Origin of the sequence: Cognatiyoonia koreensis (genome assembly GCF_900109295.1) — a bacterium.
Classification (GTDB): Bacteria; Pseudomonadota; Alphaproteobacteria; order Rhodobacterales; family Rhodobacteraceae; genus Cognatiyoonia; species Cognatiyoonia koreensis.
The window spans coordinates 641527-663630 of record NZ_FOIZ01000001.1 but is presented as its reverse complement, the minus strand read 5'-3'; the positions used below and the strand labels follow the sequence as shown (position 1 = coordinate 663630).

The 22104-nt window shown below is 57.5% G+C and carries 20 protein-coding genes; 8 read left to right on the top strand and 12 right to left on the bottom strand.

The window, feature by feature from the left end; genetic code table 11:
• Positions 1-78: 78 nt before the first annotated feature.
• Positions 79-1083, top strand: a complete 1005-nt coding sequence (gene moaA, locus BMY44_RS03225; RefSeq protein WP_089994466.1) for a GTP 3',8-cyclase MoaA — start codon at positions 79-81, stop codon at positions 1081-1083.
• 8 nt (positions 1084-1091) lie between these two features.
• On the opposite strand, the gene BMY44_RS03220 is transcribed toward moaA, so the two are convergent.
• The 6 genes from BMY44_RS03220 to BMY44_RS03195 form a co-directional block, all read right to left on the bottom strand.
• Positions 1092-1979, bottom strand: coding sequence for a glycosyltransferase family 92 protein (locus BMY44_RS03220; protein ID WP_089990200.1), 888 nt, complete (start codon positions 1977-1979; stop codon positions 1092-1094).
• The gene (locus BMY44_RS03215) at positions 1940-3064 is read right to left on the bottom strand and encodes a capsular polysaccharide export protein, LipB/KpsS family (RefSeq protein ID WP_089990197.1); all 1125 of its coding nucleotides are present in this window, start codon (positions 3062-3064) and stop codon (positions 1940-1942) included. Before BMY44_RS03215 ends, BMY44_RS03220 begins: the two co-directional genes overlap by 40 nt.
• Positions 3065-3077: 13 nt before the next feature.
• The gene (locus tag BMY44_RS03210; protein ID WP_089990195.1) at positions 3078-3518 is read right to left on the bottom strand and encodes a hypothetical protein; all 441 of its coding nucleotides are present in this window, start codon (positions 3516-3518) and stop codon (positions 3078-3080) included.
• A gap of 38 nt (positions 3519-3556) precedes the next feature.
• On the bottom strand, positions 3557-4720 hold the full coding sequence (locus tag BMY44_RS03205) for a M20 aminoacylase family protein (RefSeq protein WP_089990192.1): 1164 nt from the start codon (positions 4718-4720) through the stop codon (positions 3557-3559).
• A 75-nt stretch (positions 4721-4795) separates the two neighbouring features.
• On the bottom strand, positions 4796-5131 hold the full coding sequence (locus BMY44_RS03200; protein WP_089990189.1) for a hypothetical protein: 336 nt from the start codon (positions 5129-5131) through the stop codon (positions 4796-4798).
• Entirely contained in the window at positions 5128-6939 is a 1812-nt protein-coding gene (locus tag BMY44_RS03195; RefSeq protein ID WP_089994464.1) for an ABC transporter ATP-binding protein, read from the bottom strand. Before BMY44_RS03195 ends, BMY44_RS03200 begins: the two co-directional genes overlap by 4 nt.
• 286 nt (positions 6940-7225) lie before the next feature.
• On the opposite strand from BMY44_RS03195, the gene BMY44_RS03190 reads away from it, so the two are divergent.
• The 4 genes from BMY44_RS03190 to BMY44_RS03175 all read left to right on the top strand — a co-directional run bounded on the left by BMY44_RS03190 (position 7226) and on the right by BMY44_RS03175 (position 12412).
• Positions 7226-8944, top strand: coding sequence for a peptide ABC transporter substrate-binding protein (locus BMY44_RS03190; RefSeq protein WP_089990186.1), 1719 nt, complete (start codon positions 7226-7228; stop codon positions 8942-8944).
• A 98-nt stretch (positions 8945-9042) separates the two neighbouring features.
• Positions 9043-10050: an ABC transporter permease gene (locus tag BMY44_RS03185; protein WP_089990183.1), complete on the top strand. Its 1008-nt coding sequence runs from the start codon at positions 9043-9045 to the stop codon at positions 10048-10050.
• Positions 10043-10993 (top strand): ABC transporter permease, encoded by a 951-nt coding sequence (locus BMY44_RS03180; RefSeq protein ID WP_242650475.1) that lies wholly within the window; start codon positions 10043-10045, stop codon positions 10991-10993. Before BMY44_RS03185 ends, BMY44_RS03180 begins: the two co-directional genes overlap by 8 nt.
• A gap of 54 nt (positions 10994-11047) precedes the next feature.
• Positions 11048-12412 carry an MATE family efflux transporter gene (locus BMY44_RS03175; protein WP_089990178.1) on the top strand — a complete coding sequence of 455 codons (1365 nt, stop codon included), beginning with the start codon at positions 11048-11050 and terminating at the stop codon, positions 12410-12412.
• Here BMY44_RS03175 and BMY44_RS03170 read toward each other — a convergent pair whose 3' ends face one another.
• Complete coding sequence (locus tag BMY44_RS03170) at positions 12413-13693, bottom strand: DUF3422 family protein (protein WP_089990176.1); 1281 nt, start codon at positions 13691-13693, stop codon at positions 12413-12415.
• 194 nt (positions 13694-13887) lie between these two features.
• Here BMY44_RS03170 and BMY44_RS03165 point away from each other — a divergent pair, with 194 nt between their 5' ends.
• Positions 13888-14445 carry a pseudouridine synthase gene (locus BMY44_RS03165; RefSeq protein WP_089990173.1) on the top strand — a complete coding sequence of 186 codons (558 nt, stop codon included), beginning with the start codon at positions 13888-13890 and terminating at the stop codon, positions 14443-14445.
• A 50-nt stretch (positions 14446-14495) separates the two neighbouring features.
• Here BMY44_RS03165 and BMY44_RS03160 read toward each other — a convergent pair whose 3' ends face one another.
• The 4 genes from BMY44_RS03160 to BMY44_RS03145 all read right to left on the bottom strand — a co-directional run bounded on the left by BMY44_RS03160 (position 14496) and on the right by BMY44_RS03145 (position 19050).
• Complete coding sequence (locus BMY44_RS03160) at positions 14496-15155, bottom strand: hypothetical protein (RefSeq protein ID WP_089990171.1); 660 nt, start codon at positions 15153-15155, stop codon at positions 14496-14498.
• Between the two features lie 284 nt (positions 15156-15439).
• Positions 15440-16873, bottom strand: coding sequence for an NAD(P)(+) transhydrogenase (Re/Si-specific) subunit beta (locus BMY44_RS03155; protein WP_089990168.1), 1434 nt, complete (start codon positions 16871-16873; stop codon positions 15440-15442).
• A gap of 12 nt (positions 16874-16885) precedes the next feature.
• Positions 16886-18460, bottom strand: a complete 1575-nt coding sequence (locus BMY44_RS03150) for a Re/Si-specific NAD(P)(+) transhydrogenase subunit alpha (protein WP_089990165.1) — start codon at positions 18458-18460, stop codon at positions 16886-16888.
• 113 nt (positions 18461-18573) lie between these two features.
• A complete protein-coding gene (locus BMY44_RS03145) occupies positions 18574-19050 on the bottom strand; it encodes a methyltransferase family protein (RefSeq protein ID WP_089990163.1) in 477 nt (158 codons plus the stop codon).
• A 63-nt stretch (positions 19051-19113) separates the two neighbouring features.
• Here BMY44_RS03145 and BMY44_RS03140 point away from each other — a divergent pair, with 63 nt between their 5' ends.
• Positions 19114-19866 (top strand): SDR family NAD(P)-dependent oxidoreductase, encoded by a 753-nt coding sequence (locus tag BMY44_RS03140; protein ID WP_089990160.1) that lies wholly within the window; start codon positions 19114-19116, stop codon positions 19864-19866.
• Positions 19867-20054: 188 nt separating this feature from the next.
• Entirely contained in the window at positions 20055-20510 is a 456-nt protein-coding gene (locus BMY44_RS03135) for a GNAT family N-acetyltransferase (protein WP_089990157.1), read from the top strand.
• Here the strand turns inward: BMY44_RS03135 and BMY44_RS03130 are convergent.
• Positions 20503-22071, bottom strand: coding sequence for an ankyrin repeat domain-containing protein (locus tag BMY44_RS03130; protein ID WP_089990155.1), 1569 nt, complete (start codon positions 22069-22071; stop codon positions 20503-20505). The two genes, BMY44_RS03135 and BMY44_RS03130, sit on opposite strands and share 8 nt — an antisense overlap.
• Positions 22072-22104: the final 33 nt, after the last annotated feature.

Genomic DNA, 22104 nt, shown 5'->3' with positions numbered 1-22104 from the left:
CGTATGTCCAAGATCACGACGGAACAAGAGGCCCGTTCGCCCTTGCGCAATCCCCTGCCCGACCGTAGCCTTGCGGCCATGAATGCCCCACTGATTGACCCATTTGCACGTGCCATCAGCTATCTGCGTGTCTCTGTGACGGACCGCTGCGATTTTCGCTGCGTTTATTGCATGTCCGAAAACATGACCTTTCTGCCCAAGAAAAACCTACTGACACTGGAAGAACTGGATCGCATGTGTTCGGCCTTTATCCGTCTTGGTGTGCGCAAGTTGCGCATCACAGGGGGCGAACCGCTGGTGCGGCGCGAGATCATGACGTTTTTCAACCAGATCGGGCGTCATCTGGAAAGTGGCGCGCTTGATGAGCTGACTTTGACAACAAATGGCTCGCAGCTTGCGAAATATGCTGCCGACTTATACGCCGCCGGCGTGCGCCGTGTGAACGTGTCGCTGGATACACTGGACGCAGCAAAGTTTGCCGAAATCACCCGATGGGGTCGTCTGCCGCAGGTTTTGCGCGGCATTGACGCTGCCTTGGCCGCTGGTTTGAAGGTCAAGATCAACACCGTTGCGCTCAAAGGTTTCAACGAGGACGAATTGTTTACCCTTGCCGATTGGTGCGCCCAGCAAGGTATGGACCTGACCTTTATCGAAGTCATGCCTATGGGTGACATCGGAAACGAGGACCGGATCGGCCAGTACTGGTCATTGACGGACCTGCGCGCGGAACTTGAAAAACGCTTTACGCTTGTTGATCTACCCGATCGCACGGGCGGCCCAGCCCGGTATGTCCAGATCAAGGAAACCGGACAGCGCATTGGTTTTATTACACCTTTGTCCCATAATTTCTGCGAAAGCTGTAACCGCGTGCGCATCACCTGCACGGGCGAAATTTATACATGCCTTGGTCAGGAAGGTCATTCCGACTTGCGCGAACCGCTGCGATCGTCGGAAAGCGATGCGGTTTTGGAAGACGCCATTCGCGCAGCCATTGCATTGAAACCAAAGGGGCACGATTTTGACTATTCGCGCCAGCAGGTCGATGGGCAGGTCAGCCGTCACATGAGCCATACAGGCGGTTAATTTTTTGATCAGGACGCTGAGCGCCGCGCGAGGAAGTCGGCAACCGACGTGTCCGTGACCGTGTCCTTTTCAATCGCATCAACGATCCGCATGACCCGTTTGAGATGCTTCTGGCTGTCCACAGTCTTGTTCGACCCGCGATTGACCTTGGCCTGCAATTCCGCGTTTGATCGGGTGTAGTAGTGGTTCAACTGGATCGCAGCGTTAGAATAGAAGGCCTTGTTCTTGCGATCATCCAGTTGCGCCAATAGCCCGACGTCATTGACCGTGATCGGTGCATTTTCGATATCAAAGCCATGCACACGCACGCCTGTCACCTTGCAGGGATCGACGATGCATTTCCAGTTCAACGCATGTTCAGACGAAAGCGGATCCTTCATCCGCTGCGTGTAATTCGCAAGGATCCCGCCCGCTGGCGGTTTTTCATGGCCACAACGCCCGAACATGTGCCAGGGCAACGAAATCTGTGCCTTATCTGCGAGTGGGGCAAGGGCGTCTGGGATGGAAGCTTCTGCCGTCGGGACAAGAAATTCATCGACGTCGATGAACGCCATCCAGCGGTATCCCGCTCCGAAGTTTCGCAGGCAATGCGCGTAGGCGAGAACCTGATTGTGGATTTCGGCCTTTGATCGTCCATCGCATAGTTTTTGATCCCACGGGAGAATGGTCACCTTGTCGCCCAGCGCATCACGGATGATCGGCACCGTCTTGTCGCTGCTGCCGTTATCATAAACGAAAATATGGTCGACACCGGCCCGGATATGGAACTTGGCCCATTCGCCGATATGGGTTTCCTCGTCCTTGACGATCAGACAGATCGCCAGCGGCGCGCGGGTTTCGAAAGGTGCCGGCGGCGTCAGTCCGATTTTGCTGATGGTGCGGGATTTCCAGAACATGCGCGGGCCTCTGCGATACGTTTCTTGATGGCGTCTTGGTCGAAGCCCTTTTCGGTTTCACCGATGTAATAGTCTTTGGCAAGCCAAGTGAGGAAACGAGCGCGAAATTCCGGATCGAATTGCAGCGCTGGCGCACGTCCCATCAGATCCCGCAGTGTCGCGGCATCGCCTGCATGTTTGGTCAGCCCGCGCATCGCATAGAAACAACGCCCGGTGGTGATGACCGGCACGTCGTGGAACATCGCTTGCAGACCCATGGACGAATTGCAGGTCAGAACCCCACGGCTTGCGCGAAGCTGTGCAAAGCTGTCCGTTTCATTGTCAAGTTCGAGGCGCGCCCCGTCAGCGATCAGTGCGTTGATCTGATCCGTCAGGCGAATTCTGGATGAGGGATGCTCTTTCAGTCGCAGATGCCAGCCATCCGGCAAATCGCGCGCGGCAGTGGCGATGGCGTTGATGAACCCTTCCATCGACCCGACCCAACCGGCGAACAGCACCATCTGGCTATCGTCAGGGACTTGCAGCGGGACGAAAAGATAGGGGCAGTCTGTCGTGCGCTTTTGCCCCTGCCCCACATCCTTGCGCCGCGATTCCCGGGCCGTCAGCTTTCCGCGGATCTGGTCGAGAAGCGCGGGGTCCGGAGTGACATCGTCGAAAAAGCTCGGGACCCGCGGAACGCTGCTTTCGGCGTTCACGCCTTCGGGGTCGAGCGTTTTGTAGCCAGGCAACGGCGCAAGTTCGGAAAAGAGCCGCGCCGCGCCGGCATCACGCGCACCTTCCATGAAAACACGGCGCGTGCCGGTCAAACCCTGCCAGCATAGCGCCAGATCGTCCGGATGGGCTGCAAAATACCGGCGCGCCCAATTGTAGCGCCCTTTGAGAAAGGCCAGCTTGAGGGCATAGCCAACTGCGGATTTCGGCTGCTTCTTGGCCCGCGCCAGACACGCGGCGGCACGGGCATTGGTTTCAGGAAAATGTTGAAAAGAAACTGGCCAAGTGCGCAATGCACGGCCGTTGCTTTCGCCGATGGCTTGAAAGAACCGCTCTTTTTCGGCGTGGGGTTCCTTCAACCAGACAATCGGCATGTGACATCTCTTTTTACGGCGTGCGGATACGTCCGGTTTTGACATCAAGACGCAGCCCTGACAACTCTGCCTGCGTCGCGGGACGACCCGTCGACCTGCAATTGGCCATCTGGCCCATCAGTTTGGACTGATAGTGCGCGCTGGAGATGTTGTTGAAAAACGACAGTGTGTTCAGCACGGTGTTTCCGTTGACGTCAACAACTTTGGATTGCTGCATGACGACGCGGCTCAGGCGCGTGATCTTGGTGCCACCGATGTTCGAATACGCGCCGCAGATGAGGATTTCACCGTTTGACGGCACAGGTGCCCAACGAATCTGCGTGCGTGCAGGGCCATCCCAGTTCAATTCGCCGCCCGCGAAGTTCTCGGTGATGGCCGTTTGCTGGGCAGATGCTGGCAGTGCTGCAAATGTCGCTGTTGCGGCCAGAATGGCTGCCAATAATTGCGTCTTCATGTCGTCGTCTTTCGCTTAAGGGTTGTAGAGCGCCCGCCCTACGCGACTTTTAAGCGTTGTTCAACGATTTCTGCCCACCAGCTGCACCCTGCCGGAATTGCATCGTCATTAAAGTTGTATTCAGGGTGGTGCACTGACGCACTATCGCCGTTGCCAACAAGGATATACGCGCCGGGGCGTTCTTCGAGCATGAAGGCGAAATCCTCGCCGCCCATCACCAGCGGCGCATCGTCACAGTCGCCAGATACGGCGCGTGCAACCTCGGCTGCGAAGGCGGTTTGTTCGTCGTGATTTACCATGCATGGATAGCCACGGTGATAGGTCACTTCTGCCGTTGCACCAAAGGTTTCAGCGACTCCGGTGCAGATCGCTTTCAGTCGGGTTTCAGCCAGATCACGCATGTTCTTTGACATTGTCCGCACGGTCCCCTTCATCGCGACGCGTTGCGCGATGACATTGAACGCTTTGGAGGAGCTTTCGATGGATGTCACCGAGACCACGACCTGATCCACAGGGTCTGCATTGCGTGATGCGATGGATTGGAGCGCGGTCACGCAGTGGGCGGCGACCAGCGTACTGTCCACCGTTTCCTGCGGTTTGGCCGCGTGGCCGCCTTTGCCTTCGATGACGATGTCAAACTGATCTGTTGCCGCAAAAAATGCGCCAGGCCGGATCGCGAAACTGCCGACTGGTCTGCCCGGCCAGTTGTGCATGCCGTAGACCTCATCGATGGACCAGCGATCCATCATCCCGTCTTCGCACATCTCACGGCCACCGCCGCCGCCCTCTTCGGCCGGCTGGAAAATCACAACGACTGTTCCGTCAAAATTGCGGGTTTCGGCCAGATACTGTGCGGCCCCCAGCAACATTGCCGTATGTCCGTCATGACCGCAGGCGTGCATTGCGCCATCTGTCTTTGACGCATACTCAAGGCCGGTTTGTTCATGGATCGGCAAGGCGTCCATATCGGCCCGCAAGCCGATAGTCTTGCCGGACGTATTCGCCTTGCCCTTGATGACGCCGACAACACCCGTGCGCCCGATCCCGGTCACCACCTCGTCGCAGCCGAACGCCTTGAGCTTGTCAGCCACGATCGCCGATGTGCGGTGCGTTTCGAACAGGATTTCAGGGTTTTCATGCAAATCACGACGAATTGCGGTGATGTCGGGCAGCAGTTCGGCAAAGCGATTCTTGACGGGCATTTCTGGTCCTTTTCTGTCCGTCCTTGGCTGAGAACGGGTGCCTCTGTCGGGCAATTGCGTTGAAAGATGATCTGATCAGGAACTTAGATGGGTGACGGGGCGGTTCAAGAACGCCTCTCTTTTCCGGAACTGATAGATGGTGATGAATTCGTTGGGTTGAGGGGCTTGTGCGATGTCGCCATCGTCCGCAGGCACGACATCCGTATGCCCCGACAGAACGACACCGCCTGCGATATCCGACCCAACATGCGCATAGAGTGCGGCCTTGGTGCCGTTCCCATTGGAGACGCGCGTTCCTGTGATACCAAAGTCTGCGAAGTCGCTTTCAGCGAAATCAATCAGGTTCAGACTGGTGTCCCGACAGACTGTCGGGGCGCTGACCGGATTTTCGAGAACCGCACAGACCGTCATATCAGCACGAAATGTTCAGGGCCCACTTCCTTGTAGCGCGAAGGCGGGGGTTCATATCCGACCGGATGGATCGGCGACGGGATCGGTGTGAAGTCTAGATCACCCACCAGCTTGCGTTCGCGCGGGTTTGCGACCGGCACGGCTGACAGCAGTTTTTGTGTGTATGCGTGCTGTGGATTCTCGAAAATCTCGCGCCGTGGACCGATTTCGACGATGCGGCCCAGATACATGACCCCGACGGAATGGCTGACCCGTTCGACGACCGCCATGTCGTGACTGATGAACAGGTAGGACACTCCAAGTTCAGCCTGTAGCTCCATCATCAGGTTTAGCACCTCGGCCTGGACCGAAACGTCCAGCGCACTGACAGCTTCGTCAGATACGATCAACTTCGGGTTCAGCGCCAGGGCACGTGCGATCGCGATGCGCTGCCGCTGCCCGCCGGACAGTTCGTGTGGATAGCGCTGCATAAATGAGCGGGGCAATTGCACGCGGTCGAACAGTTTCGCCACACGCTCTTTCAGCACGTCGCCTTTGCATATCTTATAGTTGATCAGCGGTTCAGACACCTGATCTTCGAGGGTCATTTGCGGGTTCAAAGATGCGAACGGATCCTGAAAGACCATCTGCATATCGCGGCGCGCTTCGCGCAGTTCGCGCGTGTTGAGCGCGATGATATCCTTGTCATCCAGTATCACTGATCCCGACATCGGTTCGACAAGTCGCAAGAGCGAGCGCCCGCAGGACGATTTTCCACACCCGGATTCACCCACAAGCGAAAGTGTCTGTCCCTTCTTGATTGTGAAAGAGACATCTTCGACGGCGTGAACATTCGCCACGGTCCGGCGCAAAAGCCCTGCCTTGACAGGAAACCGTGTGGTGAGGTTCTTGACCTCCAAAAGCGGTTCGTTCTTGCCGGGTATGGGTTTGGGGTCATAGTTGTCCACACCGAACAGCCGCATGGCTTCAGGATAGTCCTTGCCTGTCATTTCCCCAAGGCGGGGCACAGCTGACAATAGCGCGCGGGTATATTCGTGCTGCGGGTTCTCGAAAATGTCGAAAACGGTGCCTTCTTCCACTTTTTCGCCGCGATACATCACGACCACGCGGTCGGCGATCTGTGCGACAACGGCCATGTCATGGGTGATGAACATGACGGCAGTGCCGGTTTCGCGTTTCAGTTTGTCGATGAGCGCAAGGATTTCGGCCTGAATTGTCACGTCCAAAGCCGTCGTGGGTTCGTCTGCAATCAACAGGCGCGGTTCGCATGCAAGGGCCATCGCAATGACGATCCGCTGACGCATGCCCCCTGACAGTTCATGCGGATACTGGCTCAGGCGCTTTTCCGGCTCGGGGATGCGCACTTGGCGCAGCAATTCAATGGCCCGTGTCTCGGCCTGCTTTTTGGTCATGCCCTTGTGGGTTCGCAACCCTTCGGTCAACTGCGCGCCAAGTGTGAAAACAGGGTTGAGAGACGTCATCGGCTCTTGAAAAATCATGCCGATGTTGTTGCCACGAACCTGCCGCATCTCGCGCAGCGGCTTGTGGGCGAGGTCTTCCTTGAGGTGGTCTGAGTCCAGATCAAACAGCAGCTTGCCATCAGCGATCTTGCCCCCGCCGAAATCGATCAGTCGCATCAGCGACAGCGACGTCACCGATTTGCCAGATCCGCTTTCGCCGACGATGCACACCGTTTCGCCGGGTTTTACCGTAAGCGACATATCCTTGACCGCGACGATCTCTCCGCCCTTGGTGGGAAAGGTGACCCTGAGATTTTGGATATCGACGATTGGCGCTGTGTCGTGCATGACCCCTCCGATGACAGACCGGATCACGCTACATGCCCCAACGTGGCTGTCAAATGCCGAATGGCTGCGCCGCCCGATTTTTGACCATTTGCACAAAAAATTCAAATCTCAAGCAGAGTTATGCTTGCAAACGGCACGAATCCTGTTTGGTATGGCGTGCATGACCGCTGGGGGTGATCATTCTGACAAGTCTGGAAACAACTGCGAAATGTGGTTTCTCCCCCCTCGGACACCTCAAATCGACCGGGAAACCCGGCGACATCAACAAACCAACAAGGAGAGGTTTATGAAACTCACAACAGCCCTGATGGGTGCCGTCGCACTTGGTGCCACCGCATCCATGGTCATGGCGGACGGCCACGAAGGTGAGCGCGGACGCGATGGCGAAGTCAGCATTATCTATTGGCAGGCTCCATCCATCCTGAACCCGTTTCTGTCAGGTGGCACAAAGGACGTTGAGTCCGCCTCGCTGGTGATCGAACCGCTTGCCCGCTACAACAGCTCGGGCGAGCTTGTCCCCTGGCTTGTGGACGAAATTCCCACCGTGGCCAATGGCGGCGTGACCGAAGACCTGTTGTCGATCACGTGGAAAATCACACCTGGTATCACATGGTCCGATGGCACACCGTTCACAGCGAACGATGTCAAGTTCACTGCCGACTACTGCATGGACCCTGAAGGCGGCTGTGCGCAGGTCACGAAGTTCGAAGGCGTCGAATCCGTCGAAGTCATTGATGACCTTACCGTCAAAGTCCGCTTTGGCACGCCGACACCTTTCCCCTACGGCCCGTTCGTTGGTGGTGAAAGCCCGATCATTCAAGCCGCCCAGTTTGCCGATTGCATGGGTGCGAAAGCCCCCGAGTGTACCGAGCAGAACTTCGGCCCCATCGGCACCGGACCATTCGTTGTGACGGAATTCCGCACCAACGACGTCATCCAGCTGGTTGCCAATGAAAACTTCCGCCATGAAGGCAAGCCGGCATTCGCTTCGGTTAACTTCAAAGGTGGCGGCGATGCGACGGCTGCAGGCCGTGCTGTCATGGAAACGGGCGAATTCGACTATGCCTGGAACCTGCAACTTGCGCCCGACGTGATCGCGTCGATGGAAGCTGGTGGCATGGGGACACCGGTTGCAGGCTTTGGTCCGCTGGTCGAGCGGATCATGCTGAACAACACAAACCCTGATCCGGCGCTTGGCCCGGATGAACGGTCAGTTGTACGCCCGCACCCGTTCCTTGGCGATCCGGCCGTTTACAACGCGATGTCCATGGCGATCGACCGCCCGCTTCTGGTCGAGGTTGGCTACGGACAGGCTGGTAAGGTCACCTGTAACTGGGTCCCCGCTCCGGACGCAGTCAACTCTGACACGCTGACCTGTGACACGCAGGATCTGGAAGGCGCGAAGGCCATGCTGGAAGAAGCAGGCTATGTCGATACTGACGGTGACGGCGTTCGTGAAACACCGGACGGCGTAAAAATGTCGATCCTGTACCAGACATCCACAAACGCTGTTCGTCAGGATTTCCAGGCCTTGATCAAGGAATGGTGGAACGAGATCGGAATCGAAGTGGAACTGCGCAACGTCGATTCATCGGTCTTCTTCGGTGGTGATCCAGGCTCGCCCGACACCTTCCAGAAGTTCTATGCCGACGTCGAGATGTACGCCAACACCTTCAACGGTACGGACCCACAGTCCTATCTGGCCAACGCACTGTGTGACAAGGCACCAAGCCCGGCAACACAGTGGCAGGGTGAGAACATCAGCCGTTTCTGTGACGAAGAGTACGACACGCTGCACGAGCAACTGACACAGACTGCAGACGCTGGTGAACGCGCTGCAATCGCACGCCAGTTGAACGACATCGCTGTCACACGTGGCGCGATGATCCCGCTGGTGCACCGTGGTCGCCTGTCGGCACATGCAACCAGCCTTGGCGGCGTTGATCTGAATGTGTGGGACAGTGAGCTATGGAACGTAGCTGACTGGTACCGCATCGGTGAGTAAGTAGCGACATGCGCGCCCCGGGTATCACCCCGGGGCGCGTTGCTGCTTTTGACTGCTCGCCCCTCGTTTCGGAAACCATGTCCTAAGGCGCCCCGTATATGCTGACCTACACCCTCCGCAGGTTATTGCTGTCGATCCCGACGCTTTTGTTCATTGCTTTTGTGATTTTCATGCTGCTCGAGCTCGCCCCCGGCGATCCGATGGCAAACATGCCGCTGACGATTCCGGATGACGTCAAACAGCGCATGCGCGAGGCCCTCGGTCTGGGTGAACCATGGTACACGCGGTTTGGTCTATGGCTGTATCAGTTCTTTATTGTCGAGCCGCAATATTGGATCGACAATGCATGGGGCACCAATTTCGCAGATGGTGCACAGCGCATCATCAGCTTTCAATCGCGCAGCCCTGTCTTTGACGTAATCGCTGAACGCATGCCACAGACTCTTTGGGTTGTTGGCATGTCCTATGTCGTCGGCGTCGCGATTGCCCTGCCAATCGGGATCATCAGCGCATACAAGCAGTATTCCGTCTTCGACCAGGCCGGCACGTTCGTTGCAATGATCGGATTTTCCGTTCCGCCGTTCTTTTCCGGTGTTCTGGTCATCGTGATCTTTTCGGTGAACCTTGGATGGCTGCCGTCGATCTATGACACGACCCACGTCGTGAACGACTGGGCAAGTTTCAAAGTCCAGCTTCAGCAAATGGTCATGCCCGTCATGGTGCTGGCCTTGCAAACCACTGCGCAAGTCAGCCGCTATATGCGGGCCTCCATGCTCGACAACCTGTCGATGGATTACGTACGCACAGCACGGGCCAAAGGGCTGAGCGAAAGCGTCGTGGTCATGAAGCACGTCGTGCGCAATTCGATGATCCCCGTTGTAACGGTCATCGCGCTTGGTATTCCCGCCATTTTCGGCGGCGCGATCATTACCGAACAGATCTTCAAGGTGAATGGCCTCGGCCAATTGTTAATCATCGCCCTGCAAGGGTCCGACATTCCGATGGTCATGACTATCACCTTCCTTTTGGCGGTGCTGATCGTCCTCATGAACCTGATTGCCGATGTGCTTTATGGCATCCTTGATCCGAGGATCCGCTATGACTGATACCACCGTCATCCTGAACCCGGACGCCAAACCGACAAGCCAGTGGCGGGATGTCTGGGTCCAGTTCCGCAGCCACAAGGGCGCGGTCTTTGGGCTTGGGTTCCTGATCTTTATCACGCTTTTCTGTGCCATTGGCCCATGGATCTGGGATGTTGACCCCGGCAAGCTGGACATCCGCAACAAGGATGTACGGCCCATCTATATCGCCCTGCTTGACGGTGACGCGAAAACCAGTTGGGCGCGCCCCATGGGAACCGACCACCTTGGGCGCGATTTGATGGCGAACCTGATGCAGGGCGGACGCGTCAGCCTTGCTGTCGGTTGGACGGCCATGATCCTGGCCGTGCTGCTTGGCACGACAATCGGAGTCGTTGCAGGATATTTCCGTGCGCTGGACGGTATCCTGATGCGCTTTACCGATCTGGTTCTCTCCTTGCCGATCCTGCCGCTGCTGCTTGTGATGATGCTGTTGTTCCGCGATCCGTTGCGTGCGGCATTTGGGCCGGAAAACGGTATCTTCATCCTGATCGTCATCGCCATCGGCATCACAAGCTGGATGCAGACGGCGCGGATCGTGCGCGGCGATGTCATGGCCCTGAAAGAGCGTGAATTCGTTCTGGCTGCGCGGTCGATCGGCACACCGCCCGGCAAGATGATTACGCGTCACCTGCTTCCCAACGTTCTGTCCCCCATCATGGTATCTGCCACATTGGGTCTTGCAGCCGCGATCATTACCGAAAGCGCGCTTTCATTCCTTGGCCTTGGCTTTCCGTCCGACTTTCCCACATGGGGCAAGATCCTATTCGACAGTGTCGACAGGATGCAGGCATTCCCGGAACGCGTGATCTGGCCCGGTCTTGCGATTTCCCTGACGGTTCTTGCCGTGAACTACATCGGCGACGGTCTGCGCGACGCGCTTGATCCGCGCATTCGCGGAAAGTAGGGAACAACCGCGTCACCTTGTTGTTTCTGTGGGACGGACAGATGAAAGCGTGACATGGCAAATGACGACAAACAGCTGACGGATGGACCGATCTGGCGTGGACTGACGGTCATGTCGGCACCCATGGTCCTGGGTATCCTTGCCGTGCTGAGCGTGGGACTGGCCGACGCCTATTTCCTTGGCAAGCTTGGCGGTGCGCCCTTGGCTGCGGTTGGCTTTATTTATCCGGTCACAGCAGCCATCACGTCGCTGTCTATCGGTTTGTCCGCTGGCGCGAATGCTGCCGTATCACAGGCCATCGGTCGCGAAGACGATGCCACGGCCACGGCCCGGATCGGGCTGCATGCTGTTGCGCTTGGCGTGTTCCTGGCTGTCGGCGTCGCCTTCCTTCTATTCCTGATGATCGGTCCGCTGTTCGGCGTTCTTGGCGCAAGTGACAACGTGATGACGGAAATCCGCGCATTCGTGCCGTGGTGGTGCCTGTCGTTCCCGTTCGCGGTCACAAGCATGTTGATCAACGCACTATTCCGCGCGCACGGAAATGCACGTATCTCGGCCATATTCATGGTGTCGGAATCTGTTTTGAATATCGCCCTCACCCCTTTGCTTGTTTTCGGTTGGGCGTTCATTCCGGGCTTTGAAACGGCTGGTGCAGCGATGGCGACGTTTGCGGCACGCGCAGTCGTGGCCACCGCCGCCTTCGTCTGGGCCATGCGGCGCGGGCTGATCTTTTTCAACTGTCAGCCGACGAAGAATTTCCTGCAATCGGCAAGGACGCTGGTCAAGGTCGGTGGGCCGGCAGCGTTTTCCAATGCCATCAACCCCGCGGGTATGGCCGCGGTCACGGCTGCGGTTGCAACAGTTGGCGAAACGGCAGTGGCCGGATTTGGCGCTGCGACCCGCATCCAGTCATTGGCGCTGGTACCTATGTTTGCGCTGTCATCCGGCATCGGCCCCGTTGTCGGCCAGAACTGGGGGGCAGAGCAACACGACCGCGCCGGACGCGCTGTGCAGGTCGCATTCGCATTCTGCGCTGCCTATGGCATTGCGATCGGCCTGATCCTTGCGTTCTTTGCCGAGGGGCTGGCCGGATTTATTGCCAGCGGGGGCGAAGCGACATCCTACGCAGCCCAATACCTGCGTATCGTTGGCATGAGCCTGTTCGGCTATGGTTTCATCGTGACGGCGAATGCGGCGATGAACGCCCGGTCCAAGGCCGGCTATTCCATGGCGCTCAGCCTGACGCGCATTTTCGTCCTTTACCTGCCACTTGCCTGGGTCGGTGTCAGTCTGTTCGGCTATACCGGTATCCTGATCGCCGCGGTCTGTGCGAATGTGCTGGGGGCAGCCTGTGCCGTCTATGCGGTCAACCGAACCGAACTGTTCAAGCGCGACAACCTTGCACAGACGTTTGCCTAATCATTCAATGTGTCGGCGAATGCGGCGCACCATGAACCACACGGCTAGCAGGACCAGCGGCGTTGCGATCGCTGCCATTACTGTCTTGGAGACGTTCAGCGCTTCTTCCAGCGGTCCGGTTACATAAAGCACAAGGTTCACGGCGTAATAGCTGATCGCAACCACCGATAGGCCTTCGACGGTACGCTGCAAGCGCAGTTGCAGGTCAGCGCGCTTGTCCATGCTGGTCAGCAGTTCCTGGTTTTGCGCGGACCGTTCCACGTCAACGCGCGTTCGCAAAAGGTCGCTGGCACGCTGCGCCCGCGCCGACATACGTTCGAGGCGCGCCTGTGTCGATTTCACAGTGCGCATCGCCGGATCAAAACGGCGCATCATGAATTCCGCAAAAGTCTGACGCCCCTGAAAGTGTTCTTCGCGCAGGATCTCGATCCGTTGGTTGACGATGGTTTCATAGGCTTCGGTCGCACCGAACCTGAACGAAGTTTGCGCGACGATGTTTTCAAGTTCGGCGGAGACTTCCAGCAAGGATTGCAACATCACGTCCGGTTTGCCGATCGGCCCGCACATGTCACCCAGCAAAGATGTCAGGGTCGTGTCGATCTGTGCCATTTCACGGCTCAGCCCGCGGGCGCGTGACAGACCCAGCATCGACATGGCCTTGTAGGTTTCAATCTCGCAAAGGCGTTGCACGACGCGCCCGACCCGCCTGTCACCCGTTTCCGGACGGGCAAAGACGGCGATGCGCATGTGTCCGCTGGCATCAATCCGGAAATCGCTAGCGATGATCAGATCGTTATCAAGCACACGGCTGATGGCGAGGCTTTCCGGCACAAACCAGTCCGTTGCCTTGTCCAGAACACCGTCGTCGTTTTCTGCCACCTCGATACGGATCAGCGCAGAGGTCACGCGGGTGCCGGGTGCTTCCTCCAGCCACTCGTCGGGGAACACGCTGAAAGTCGCCGCGTCGAATGGCCGATCCGCCAGACCTTCGCCGAATAGCGTGTAGGTGACGAATTCCGTATGGCTTTCCCACTTGAGCAGATGCTTTCCCAATTGCCCCGAATAGTGTGTCGCCCCCGGCTGTGGGTGCGGTGCCCCAAATCTGTCGAGCAACGCGACAAGATGGGCACGATCCGCATCCCGATCCCGTCCTGCTGCGTTTTCCTTTGGCTTGATGGCAAGATATGCCGCACGGCTTGGTTTGTTCACGACAGGGAAGGGTCGTGCGTGCAGTTCGTTTGCCATAGCATAGCGGAGTGGATGGTCTGGGATCGGGGGCATGAGGGCGCGCCTTGGTTTTTCTATGTTTCATTACCTAACGGCAGAATGTCGCATGTAAAGGAAAAATGCATATTTTATAGATAGTTAGAAGCACACGATTGTATACCGTTGGCGTCTTTGCGGGTTGAAACCCGAAAAAACCAGCGCACAGATGACATGGACCTTTGCCCACTTCCCGGTTTAGGAGAACGGTCATGGCGCGCGTGATCCTTTTCAACAAACCCTTTGATGTTCTGTCCCAGTTCACGGACGTTCGAAATCCGACGCCCCGGCGGACCTTGTCGGAATTTGTTGATATTCCAAAGGTCTATCCCGCAGGCCGGCTTGACCGGGACAGCGAAGGCCTGATGATCCTGACCGATGATGGCAAGCTGCAAGCGCGCATCAGCGACCCAAAAAACAAGATGGCGAAGACATATCTCGTTCAGGTCGAAGGTGCGCCAACCGATGCCGATCTTCAGCCGTTGCGTGACGGTGTGTCATTGAAAGACGGCCCAACCCGCCCCGCCACCGTCGAGCTGATGGCCCCGCCTGATTTATGGGACAGGAACCCACCCGTGCGCTTTCGCAAGACCGTTCCCGATCAATGGCTGAAAATTATCATCAGCGAGGGGCGCAACCGGCAGGTCCGGCGCATGACGGCGCATGTCGGTTTTCCCACACTGAGACTTGTGCGCTGGTCCATCGGTCCGTGGGACGTGGCAGGGATCGCATCTGGGAAATGGCGCGAAGTATCATCCGGAAATGAATAAGGGCCCGCGGCGTAAACCGGGGCCCCGAAGTTTTGAAATGACCTTGGTTTTTATTCGGTTTCGCCAAAAAGACCGATTTCGACGTCAAACGTCTCTGCCCCGATCGTGGCGACACCGTCGTCATCAGTGATCTGCACCGCACGGATCGGAAAATCGGTGCTGCCTGCGCTGCGAGTTCCTTTGAATTCGCCCAACGCGCGCCCATCGACAACATATCCGTCAGCGCCAAGCGTGCCGTCATAATCAACACCAAACGCGTTGGGGCGCAGGGTAAAGATGTCACCACGGCTAAGCGAAAGTTCACCGGAAATATCGCTGGTATCGTCCATCGCAGCCGTTGCAGCAGCAACTTCCGCAGCCGTGCCAGTGTAGCCCGTGATGTTCGTCAGACCGCCCGAGACCGCTTCTGTACCGAAATCCACAGTGACCGAGACATCGCCCATCCCCGAAAGAACAACGCCATCTGCGTCCGAAATCTGCACGCCACCAAGCCCGGTGAAAGTCGCATCGCCGGTCGTCGGTACAGCATCAAAGCGGGTAAAAGAGTAGCCATCCACGCGGGTCGCGATCTCTTCCAATTCAGCCATTGGGTTCTCTGCCCCGGCTACACCGCCGCCGCTGCCGCCGCCGTTGCTGGAACTGCTACACGCAGCGAACGAAAATGCCGCCAAAGCAGCCAGACTTACTTTACCAAAGCGTGCAACGCTCATGCCATTTATCCCTTTGAACCGAAGATTACCAAATCGTTAATTGCAGCCATACCGTCACAAGTTGCGGATCATGGCAACTTATTGGCGTCATTAACCAATATCGGCCCTACAATGGGGATCGGTCTGTGGGGATTAGTGGAAAAGCCGAAACAATATCGGGCAGTTTCAGGCAGAAACTGGGCGATGTGCCGATGTGTCAAAGACTCGGTTAATTCGGTGAGGATTGCCACAGTATGTTGGCGGCGAAGACCGCCGCCAACATAGGTTTCTTGCGGCTTTTCAGCCTAGTCGATCTTTGGCAGCAGGCTGTCGAGCGATGCTTTCGCATCACCGTAAAACATCCGCGTGTTCTCTTTGAAGAACAACGGGTTTTCTATGCCGGAATAGCCGGTCCCTTGCCCGCGCTTGGACACAAAGACCTGCTTGGCTTTCCAGCATTCCAGAACCGGCATGCCTGCGATCGGGCTATTGGGATCGTCCTGCGCTGCCGGGTTCACGATGTCGTTGGATCCGATCACGATGGCGACGTCCGTATCGGGGAAGTCGTCGTTGATTTCGTCCATTTCCATCACGATGTCATATGGCACCTTGGCTTCGGCAAGCAGCACGTTCATGTGCCCGGGCAGACGCCCGGCAACAGGGTGAATGGCGAACCGCACGTTCTTGCCCTTGGCCCGCAGTTTGCGCACCAGGTCGGCCACGGCCGTCTGTGCCTGCGCGACGGCCATCCCATAACCCGGGATGATGATGACGCTGTCGGCCTCATTCAATGCCGTGGCGACACCGTCTGCATCAATAGCGATCTGTTCGCCCTCGACTGCCATCTGTTCCCCTGCAGGGCCACCAAAGCCACCGAGGATCACGCTGACGAATGACCGGTTCATCGCCTTGCACATGATGTAGGACAGGATCGCACCGGAAGACCCGACAAGCGCGCCGACCACGATCAACAGATCGTTGCCAAGCGAGAACCCGATCGCCGCGGCCGCCCAGCCGGAATAGCTGTTCAGCATCGACACGACGACGGGCATGTCAGCGCCGCCAATCCCCATGATCAGGTGATAGCCGATAAACAACGCGGCCAACGTCATCAGGAAGAGCGGGAAGAAACCGCCCGAGTTGAAATACCAGATCAGGCAGATCGCAGAGACAGCTGCCGCTGCGATGTTCAGCAGATGCCCACCGGGCAGCTTTGTCGCCGCACTGTCAACCTTGCCGGCCAGCTTTCCGTAGGCAATGACCGAACCGGTAAAGGTGATCGCACCGATGAAAATGCCAAGGAACAGTTCGACCCGCAGGATGTTGATTTCGACCACGGACTTCTTGGCTAGAAGTGCCGCAAAGGTCCCGAGATTTTTGGTTTCATCGCCCGACAGCCCCATGACACGCACGACTTCGAAATGCGCAATGAAGCCTACAAAGACAGCCGCAAGGCCAACAAGGCTGTGCATAGCCGCAACAAGTTCCGGCATCTGTGTCATCTGCACCCGCGTCGCCAGCACATAGCCGATGGCACCACCGCCAGCGATCAGGATGAGCGAGAGCAACCAGAAGCCTGCCCCCGGCCCGATAAGTGTCGCGATGACGGCAAGCGCCATACCTGCGATACCGTACCAAACCGCCCGTTTCGCGCTTTCCTGCCCAGACAAGCCGCCGAGGGACAGGATAAAGAGGATCGCTGCGACGACGTAAGCCGCTGTTGTAAATCCGAATTCCATTTTTCTTTCCCCTTACGACTTCTGGAACATGGCGAGCATGCGCCGTGTCACGAGGAAACCCCCGAAAATATTGATCCCCGTCATGAAGACCGCCAAGGCCGCCAAAATCACGACAAGTGCGGACCCTGAACCAATCTGGGTCAATGCCCCGAGAATGATGATCGATGAGATCGCATTGGTCACGGCCATCAGCGGTGTATGCAGCGAATGTGCCACGTTCCAGATCACCTGGAAGCCGACAAAAACGGCCAGCACAAATACGATGAAGTGCTGCATGAAGCTTGCCGGTGCAACAAGCCCGACCCCAAGAAGGAGGGCGGCACCCACGGCCAGCAATGTCACCTGACTGCGGGTTTGTTGCTTGAACGCGGCAATTTCGTTGGCGCGTTTTTCTTCGTGGGTCAGTTCCTTTGGTGCGGCCTTCTTTGGCTGCGCTGCGATGGCTGCAACCTTTGGCGGCGGCGGCGGGAACGTGATTTCTTTCTTATGTGTCACCGTCGCGCCCCGGATGACATCGTCATCCATGTTATGGACCGGCTTGCCACCTTTTTCAGGTGTCAGGTCTGACATCATGTGACGGATGTTGGTGGCGTAAAGGGTTGATGATTGCGCCGCCATCCGGCTTGGGAAATCAGTGTAACCCACGATGGTCACACCATTTTCCGTCACGATCTTTTCATCCTTTACGGTCAGCTTGCAATTGCCGCCCCGCTCTGCGGCGAGATCGACAATCACCGAACCCGGTTTCATGCTTTCGACCATGTCCTTGGTCCAAAGCTCTGGCGCATCTCGGCCAGGGATCAGCGCTGTCGTGATGACAATGTCCATATCCGGCGCAATTTCGCGAAACTTTGCAAGTTGGGCTGCGGCAAACTCCGGGCTGGAGACAGCAGCGTAACCACCCGTCGCCGACCCGTCCTGCTGTTCTTCCTCGAAATCGAGGAAGACGAATTCGGCCCCCATGGATTCGACCTGCTCGGCCACTTCCGGGCGTACGTCGAACGCATAGGTGATCGCGCCCAGCGATGTTGCAGTTCCGATTGCAGCAAGCCCTGCCACACCGGCACCGATCACCAGCACTTTGGCTGGTGGCACTTTACCAGCTGCCGTCACCTGCCCCGTAAAGAAGCGGCCGAAATTATTCCCGGCCTCAATCACGGCGCGGTAACCTGCGATATTTGCCATGGACGATAGCGCGTCCATCTTCTGGGCGCGACTGATACGTGGAACCATATCCATCGCAATGACTGTTGCGCCTTTTTTGTTGGCGGCTTCCATCAGCTTTTCGTTCTGCGCCGGATAGAAGAACGAAATCACCGTCTGGCCTTCGCGCAGGCGCTTGATTTCAGGCTCCTCGGGCGGACGGACCTTTGCGATGATATCCGCAGCCTTGTAAAGCGCGGCTGCGGTCTTGACGACGGCGACCCCGGCTTCCTTGTAAGCGGCGTCCGTGAAACCGGCGGCAACACCTGCCCCCGTTTCGATTACGCATTCGTATCCAAGCTTTTGCAGGTCTTTCGCGGATGCGGGTGTCATCGCAACGCGATCTTCCCCGGCGAATATCTCCTTTGGCGCACCGATTTTCACGGGCTGTCCCCCTTTTTGTGACGCATGGTTAAGGTCGGATTATAGCGCGCAAGATCATTTCGCAAGACAGGGCAGCGATGCAACGTTGTGTTACACCCCAACAAACAGGCGTTTCAGATCCAGCGGCGGGTCATATCGCAGTAATCGTCGAACGCTTGGCCGAATTTCGCGTGCAACCTTTGCTCTTCCGGCAGGACGAACCGCTGCCGGATGATCCAGACAAACAAAGGCACCAGAAAAAGCGCTAGGGGTGCACCCCAGATGATTGCAAGCCCGGCCAGCACAAGCGTGTCACCAACGTAGATCGGATTGCGCGAAAACGCGAAAATACCCGACTGCACCAAGGTATCTGCATCCTGATGCGGAATAACCGTCGTGCGGTTCCGGACCAATTCGACGATGGCAGCGGACATGGTGAACAAACCTGCGGCAATGAGCAATTCCCCACCCCAGCCGATCCGGTTCGGCCCAACCCAGATACCAAGAAATTCGAAACCGGGCCGTTCCGTCAAAAGATCCATCGTGCCGATCCAATAGGTCAACAGGGCAAACAGAGCGAGCCAGACGGGTGGAAGATCAATCCATTTCATACGATCTTTCCTGCACGATCCATCGGCCCTTGTCACGCGTCCGTGCTGGTTTAGGCTGATCTGATGGAACACACAGGAAAACATGCATTGGTCACCGGTGGCGGCACCGGCATTGGGAAAGGGATCGCGCTTGCCCTTGCCGATGCAGGAGCAGACGTGACAATCACCGGACGCCGCAAGGACGTGCTAGAAGCGGTTGTGCATCCGCGCATCCATGCACTGCAGATGGACGTTGCGAATGAGAAATCCGTACGGGATGGCATCGCGACCGCCGCGCAGGATCGCGGTCCGATCCGCATTTGCGTGGCAAATGCCGGCATTGCTGAAGGGGGTCCCTTCGGCAAAACCAGCCTTGAAAGCTGGCGACGCATGATGGCGATCAACCTTGACGGGGCGTTCCTGACGCTTCAGGCCGCGCTGGAGACCTTACCGCCTGACACATCGGGTCGGATGATCGTCGTCAGTTCCATCGCAGGGCTCAAGGGCCTGCGCAACGCCATTCCATATACCGTGAGCAAACACGGACTTGTCGGCCTGATCCGCGGATTGTCCGAAGAGTTCATGGGCGGTCCTGTGACCTTCAACGCGCTTTGTCCCGGTTATGTCGATACCGATATCGTGCGCGGGCAGGTTCCAGGACTAATGCGCCGCTTTCAAACGGACGAGTCCGGTGCCATCGCCGCGATTGCGAAAGGCAACCGCCATCAACGGCTGCTGGATATCGATGAGACCACTGCCGCGGCGATGTGGCTTTGCAGCGACGCAGCCCGGAGCGTTAATGGACAGGCCATTGAAATCGTTGGTGGCCAGCTTTGAAACTTGACACAAGCCGCGTGCCCCGGGCAAAGAAGCAGGCATGACCCATCGCCAAATCCAGACCCAGCGATTTTATCGCCGCGCGACATAGCAGCGGCCCGTCAGTCATTTCCCAAATCTGAAACCATGCCGCCACCAAAGCGGGAGAGGTTCGTAGCTTTGTGTGGCCCACACACGAAAGCCAGAACATGCCACATATCACCACCCGCTCTGCAAGACGCGCCGATCTCGGTGAATTGCGCCAGATGATTACCGCTGTCGCAGCGCATCACGGGGATGTCGCCCAGATTGATCTTGATCACCTCAACCGCGATCTTTTCGGATCGCACCCGTGGGTACATGTCTTGGTGGCATGCCACGGAACCCGGGTGGTGGGCTATGCCGCGCTTTGCCCTCTTGTCAAATTGCAGTACTGCGCGCGCGGGATGGATTTGAACCATCTTTTTGTCGTGGATGATCTTCGCCGCCACGGTGTCGGGCGCAAACTGATCGACACGGCGATCGATCACGCGCGTGCACGGCATTGCAGCTATCTGATGGTTGGCACCGATCCGGACAATGATGCAGCGAAGCGGGTCTATCTGGCCTGTGGCTTCACCCCGCTGGCGCACAATCCCGATCGCTTTTCCCGCGCGATCAATTGACCATGTGCCAGACGCGGCTGGAAAGATCGAGAACGAACCGGCCTTTGGACGCTTTTGCGGCTGGTCCAAGCGTGCCGCCACTGACTAAAATGGCATCGCCAATCAGCTGCGCCTTATGGCCACTGATCAAACCCGGACTCTGGCCGGTTGTCGCGACCTTGTGGATCGAGAAATCAAGCAGCGAGAGCCAAAGCACCTGGGTTTGTTTGTCGTAGCCAAGACCACACCCGCCAATGAGCCAGAGGCCCTCGTCAGACAACGTCGCGCTGTGAAAGCAGGTCGGCGGGAAGGCGGCACCGGGATAGATATACTGGTCGATCTGGCCATCTGGCCCCACAACCGTCACATCACCGTAGATGCAATGATCAGGTTCGCGACGGTCCCCATGTTCACCACCGACAAGCACCATGCGACCATCAGGCAACAGGGTGGCCGTCCGCCCGACCCGCTGAAAGGACCAAACCGGACCAGCAACCGCCACGTCTTGCCCGACGATCTCTGTCTTGGCCTGAACGCCTGTCCGACCAGAACGGACCTGTTCGTGCCAGAACGGCATATCAACCTGTTGCGGGTTGGTGCGGCCCCTTCTGACCGGGTATTGCGCAGCAAACTCATCCCGCGATATCGCGATCGGCGGGTTCCGATCGACACCGATGGCAGCATTGAATGCCTCGCCTGCAAAGCGCGCGGGGTCAGCACCATATTTGACTAGCAATCGGATGATTGCCGGGTCGTAGGCTGCATCATAGATCGTATTGCGCTGCAGCACCCCTTGCAGTGGCACCAGATCCGCGACTGCAGACAGCATGTTATCGACCACTTGTTGCAGGCGTGCGGACCGTTCTACCGCGACAGGCGCAACAAAAGATGCATCCATCGTCGCTTCCAAAGACGCGCCAGAGTTCAAGAGCAGTTCGACCAAATCAACGTGCCCCGCTTCGATGGCAAGAAACAGCGGTGTTGCGCCGTCAGGGGATGCCGCATTTACATCGGCACCTTTGGACAACAACCAGTTCATGATCTGGCAAGACCCAGACCGCGCCGTGACACGCGCTGCTTCTTCCAGCGCGTTGGAATCAAAAAGCAGTGTGGCCATTTCCGGTCGAGCGAACCGACACGCCAACAGAAAGGGTGTGTCACCAACCCTGTCACAAGCTTTGAGATGCGCTGGGTCGATCGCCTGCGCATCATCCCTGATGACGGCCAGATGCGTTTCACTCCAACGATAGACTCCCGCATCGGCACCGTTCTCAAGTAGCAACGCAATGCCGTCGGCATCGCCATCCGTATAAAGCGTATCAATCGCCGTTGCGCCCCACGGGCAAGGCGTATTGGGGTCCGCACCTTGCGCGAATGCCGCGCGCAGCGCTGTGTGTCGCTCGGATACGGGCTCTAATGTGCAAAGCTGCATGACATGCGGCAGACCGGTCGCGTCGTTTGCGACCAGATCCGGATCGGACATACCTGGTAAACCCAATTCTTTCAGAGCCGCATCCAATTGTTTATCGAGTTCCTCGAACTGCGCCAAACCATCGCGCAATTTATCTGACAGATCGCCCATTTAACACATCCCTCGCTACAAGGTAATCTGTCG

Bases quoted from the DNA above. Each gene is read 5' to 3' on its own strand.
- moaA (WP_089994466.1), top strand. From the start codon at position 79: ATGAATGCCCCACTGATTGACCCATTTGCACGTGCCATCAGCTATCTG.
- BMY44_RS03220 (WP_089990200.1), bottom strand. From the start codon at position 1,979: ATGTTCTGGAAATCCCGCACCATCAGCAAAATCGGACTGACGCCGCCG.
- BMY44_RS03215 (WP_089990197.1), bottom strand. From the start codon at position 3,064: ATGCCGATTGTCTGGTTGAAGGAACCCCACGCCGAAAAAGAGCGGTTC.
- BMY44_RS03210 (WP_089990195.1), bottom strand. From the start codon at position 3,518: ATGAAGACGCAATTATTGGCAGCCATTCTGGCCGCAACAGCGACATTT.
- BMY44_RS03205 (WP_089990192.1), bottom strand. From the start codon at position 4,720: ATGCCCGTCAAGAATCGCTTTGCCGAACTGCTGCCCGACATCACCGCA.
- BMY44_RS03200 (WP_089990189.1), bottom strand. From the start codon at position 5,131: ATGACGGTCTGTGCGGTTCTCGAAAATCCGGTCAGCGCCCCGACAGTC.
- BMY44_RS03195 (WP_089994464.1), bottom strand. From the start codon at position 6,939: ATGCACGACACAGCGCCAATCGTCGATATCCAAAATCTCAGGGTCACC.
- BMY44_RS03190 (WP_089990186.1), top strand. From the start codon at position 7,226: ATGAAACTCACAACAGCCCTGATGGGTGCCGTCGCACTTGGTGCCACC.
- BMY44_RS03185 (WP_089990183.1), top strand. From the start codon at position 9,043: ATGCTGACCTACACCCTCCGCAGGTTATTGCTGTCGATCCCGACGCTT.
- BMY44_RS03180 (WP_242650475.1), top strand. From the start codon at position 10,043: ATGACTGATACCACCGTCATCCTGAACCCGGACGCCAAACCGACAAGC.
- BMY44_RS03175 (WP_089990178.1), top strand. From the start codon at position 11,048: ATGGCAAATGACGACAAACAGCTGACGGATGGACCGATCTGGCGTGGA.
- BMY44_RS03170 (WP_089990176.1), bottom strand. From the start codon at position 13,693: ATGCCCCCGATCCCAGACCATCCACTCCGCTATGCTATGGCAAACGAA.
- BMY44_RS03165 (WP_089990173.1), top strand. From the start codon at position 13,888: ATGGCGCGCGTGATCCTTTTCAACAAACCCTTTGATGTTCTGTCCCAG.
- BMY44_RS03160 (WP_089990171.1), bottom strand. From the start codon at position 15,155: ATGAGCGTTGCACGCTTTGGTAAAGTAAGTCTGGCTGCTTTGGCGGCA.
- BMY44_RS03155 (WP_089990168.1), bottom strand. From the start codon at position 16,873: ATGGAATTCGGATTTACAACAGCGGCTTACGTCGTCGCAGCGATCCTC.
- BMY44_RS03145 (WP_089990163.1), bottom strand. From the start codon at position 19,050: ATGAAATGGATTGATCTTCCACCCGTCTGGCTCGCTCTGTTTGCCCTG.
- BMY44_RS03140 (WP_089990160.1), top strand. From the start codon at position 19,114: ATGGAACACACAGGAAAACATGCATTGGTCACCGGTGGCGGCACCGGC.
- BMY44_RS03135 (WP_089990157.1), top strand. From the start codon at position 20,055: ATGCCACATATCACCACCCGCTCTGCAAGACGCGCCGATCTCGGTGAA.
- BMY44_RS03130 (WP_089990155.1), bottom strand. From the start codon at position 22,071: ATGGGCGATCTGTCAGATAAATTGCGCGATGGTTTGGCGCAGTTCGAG.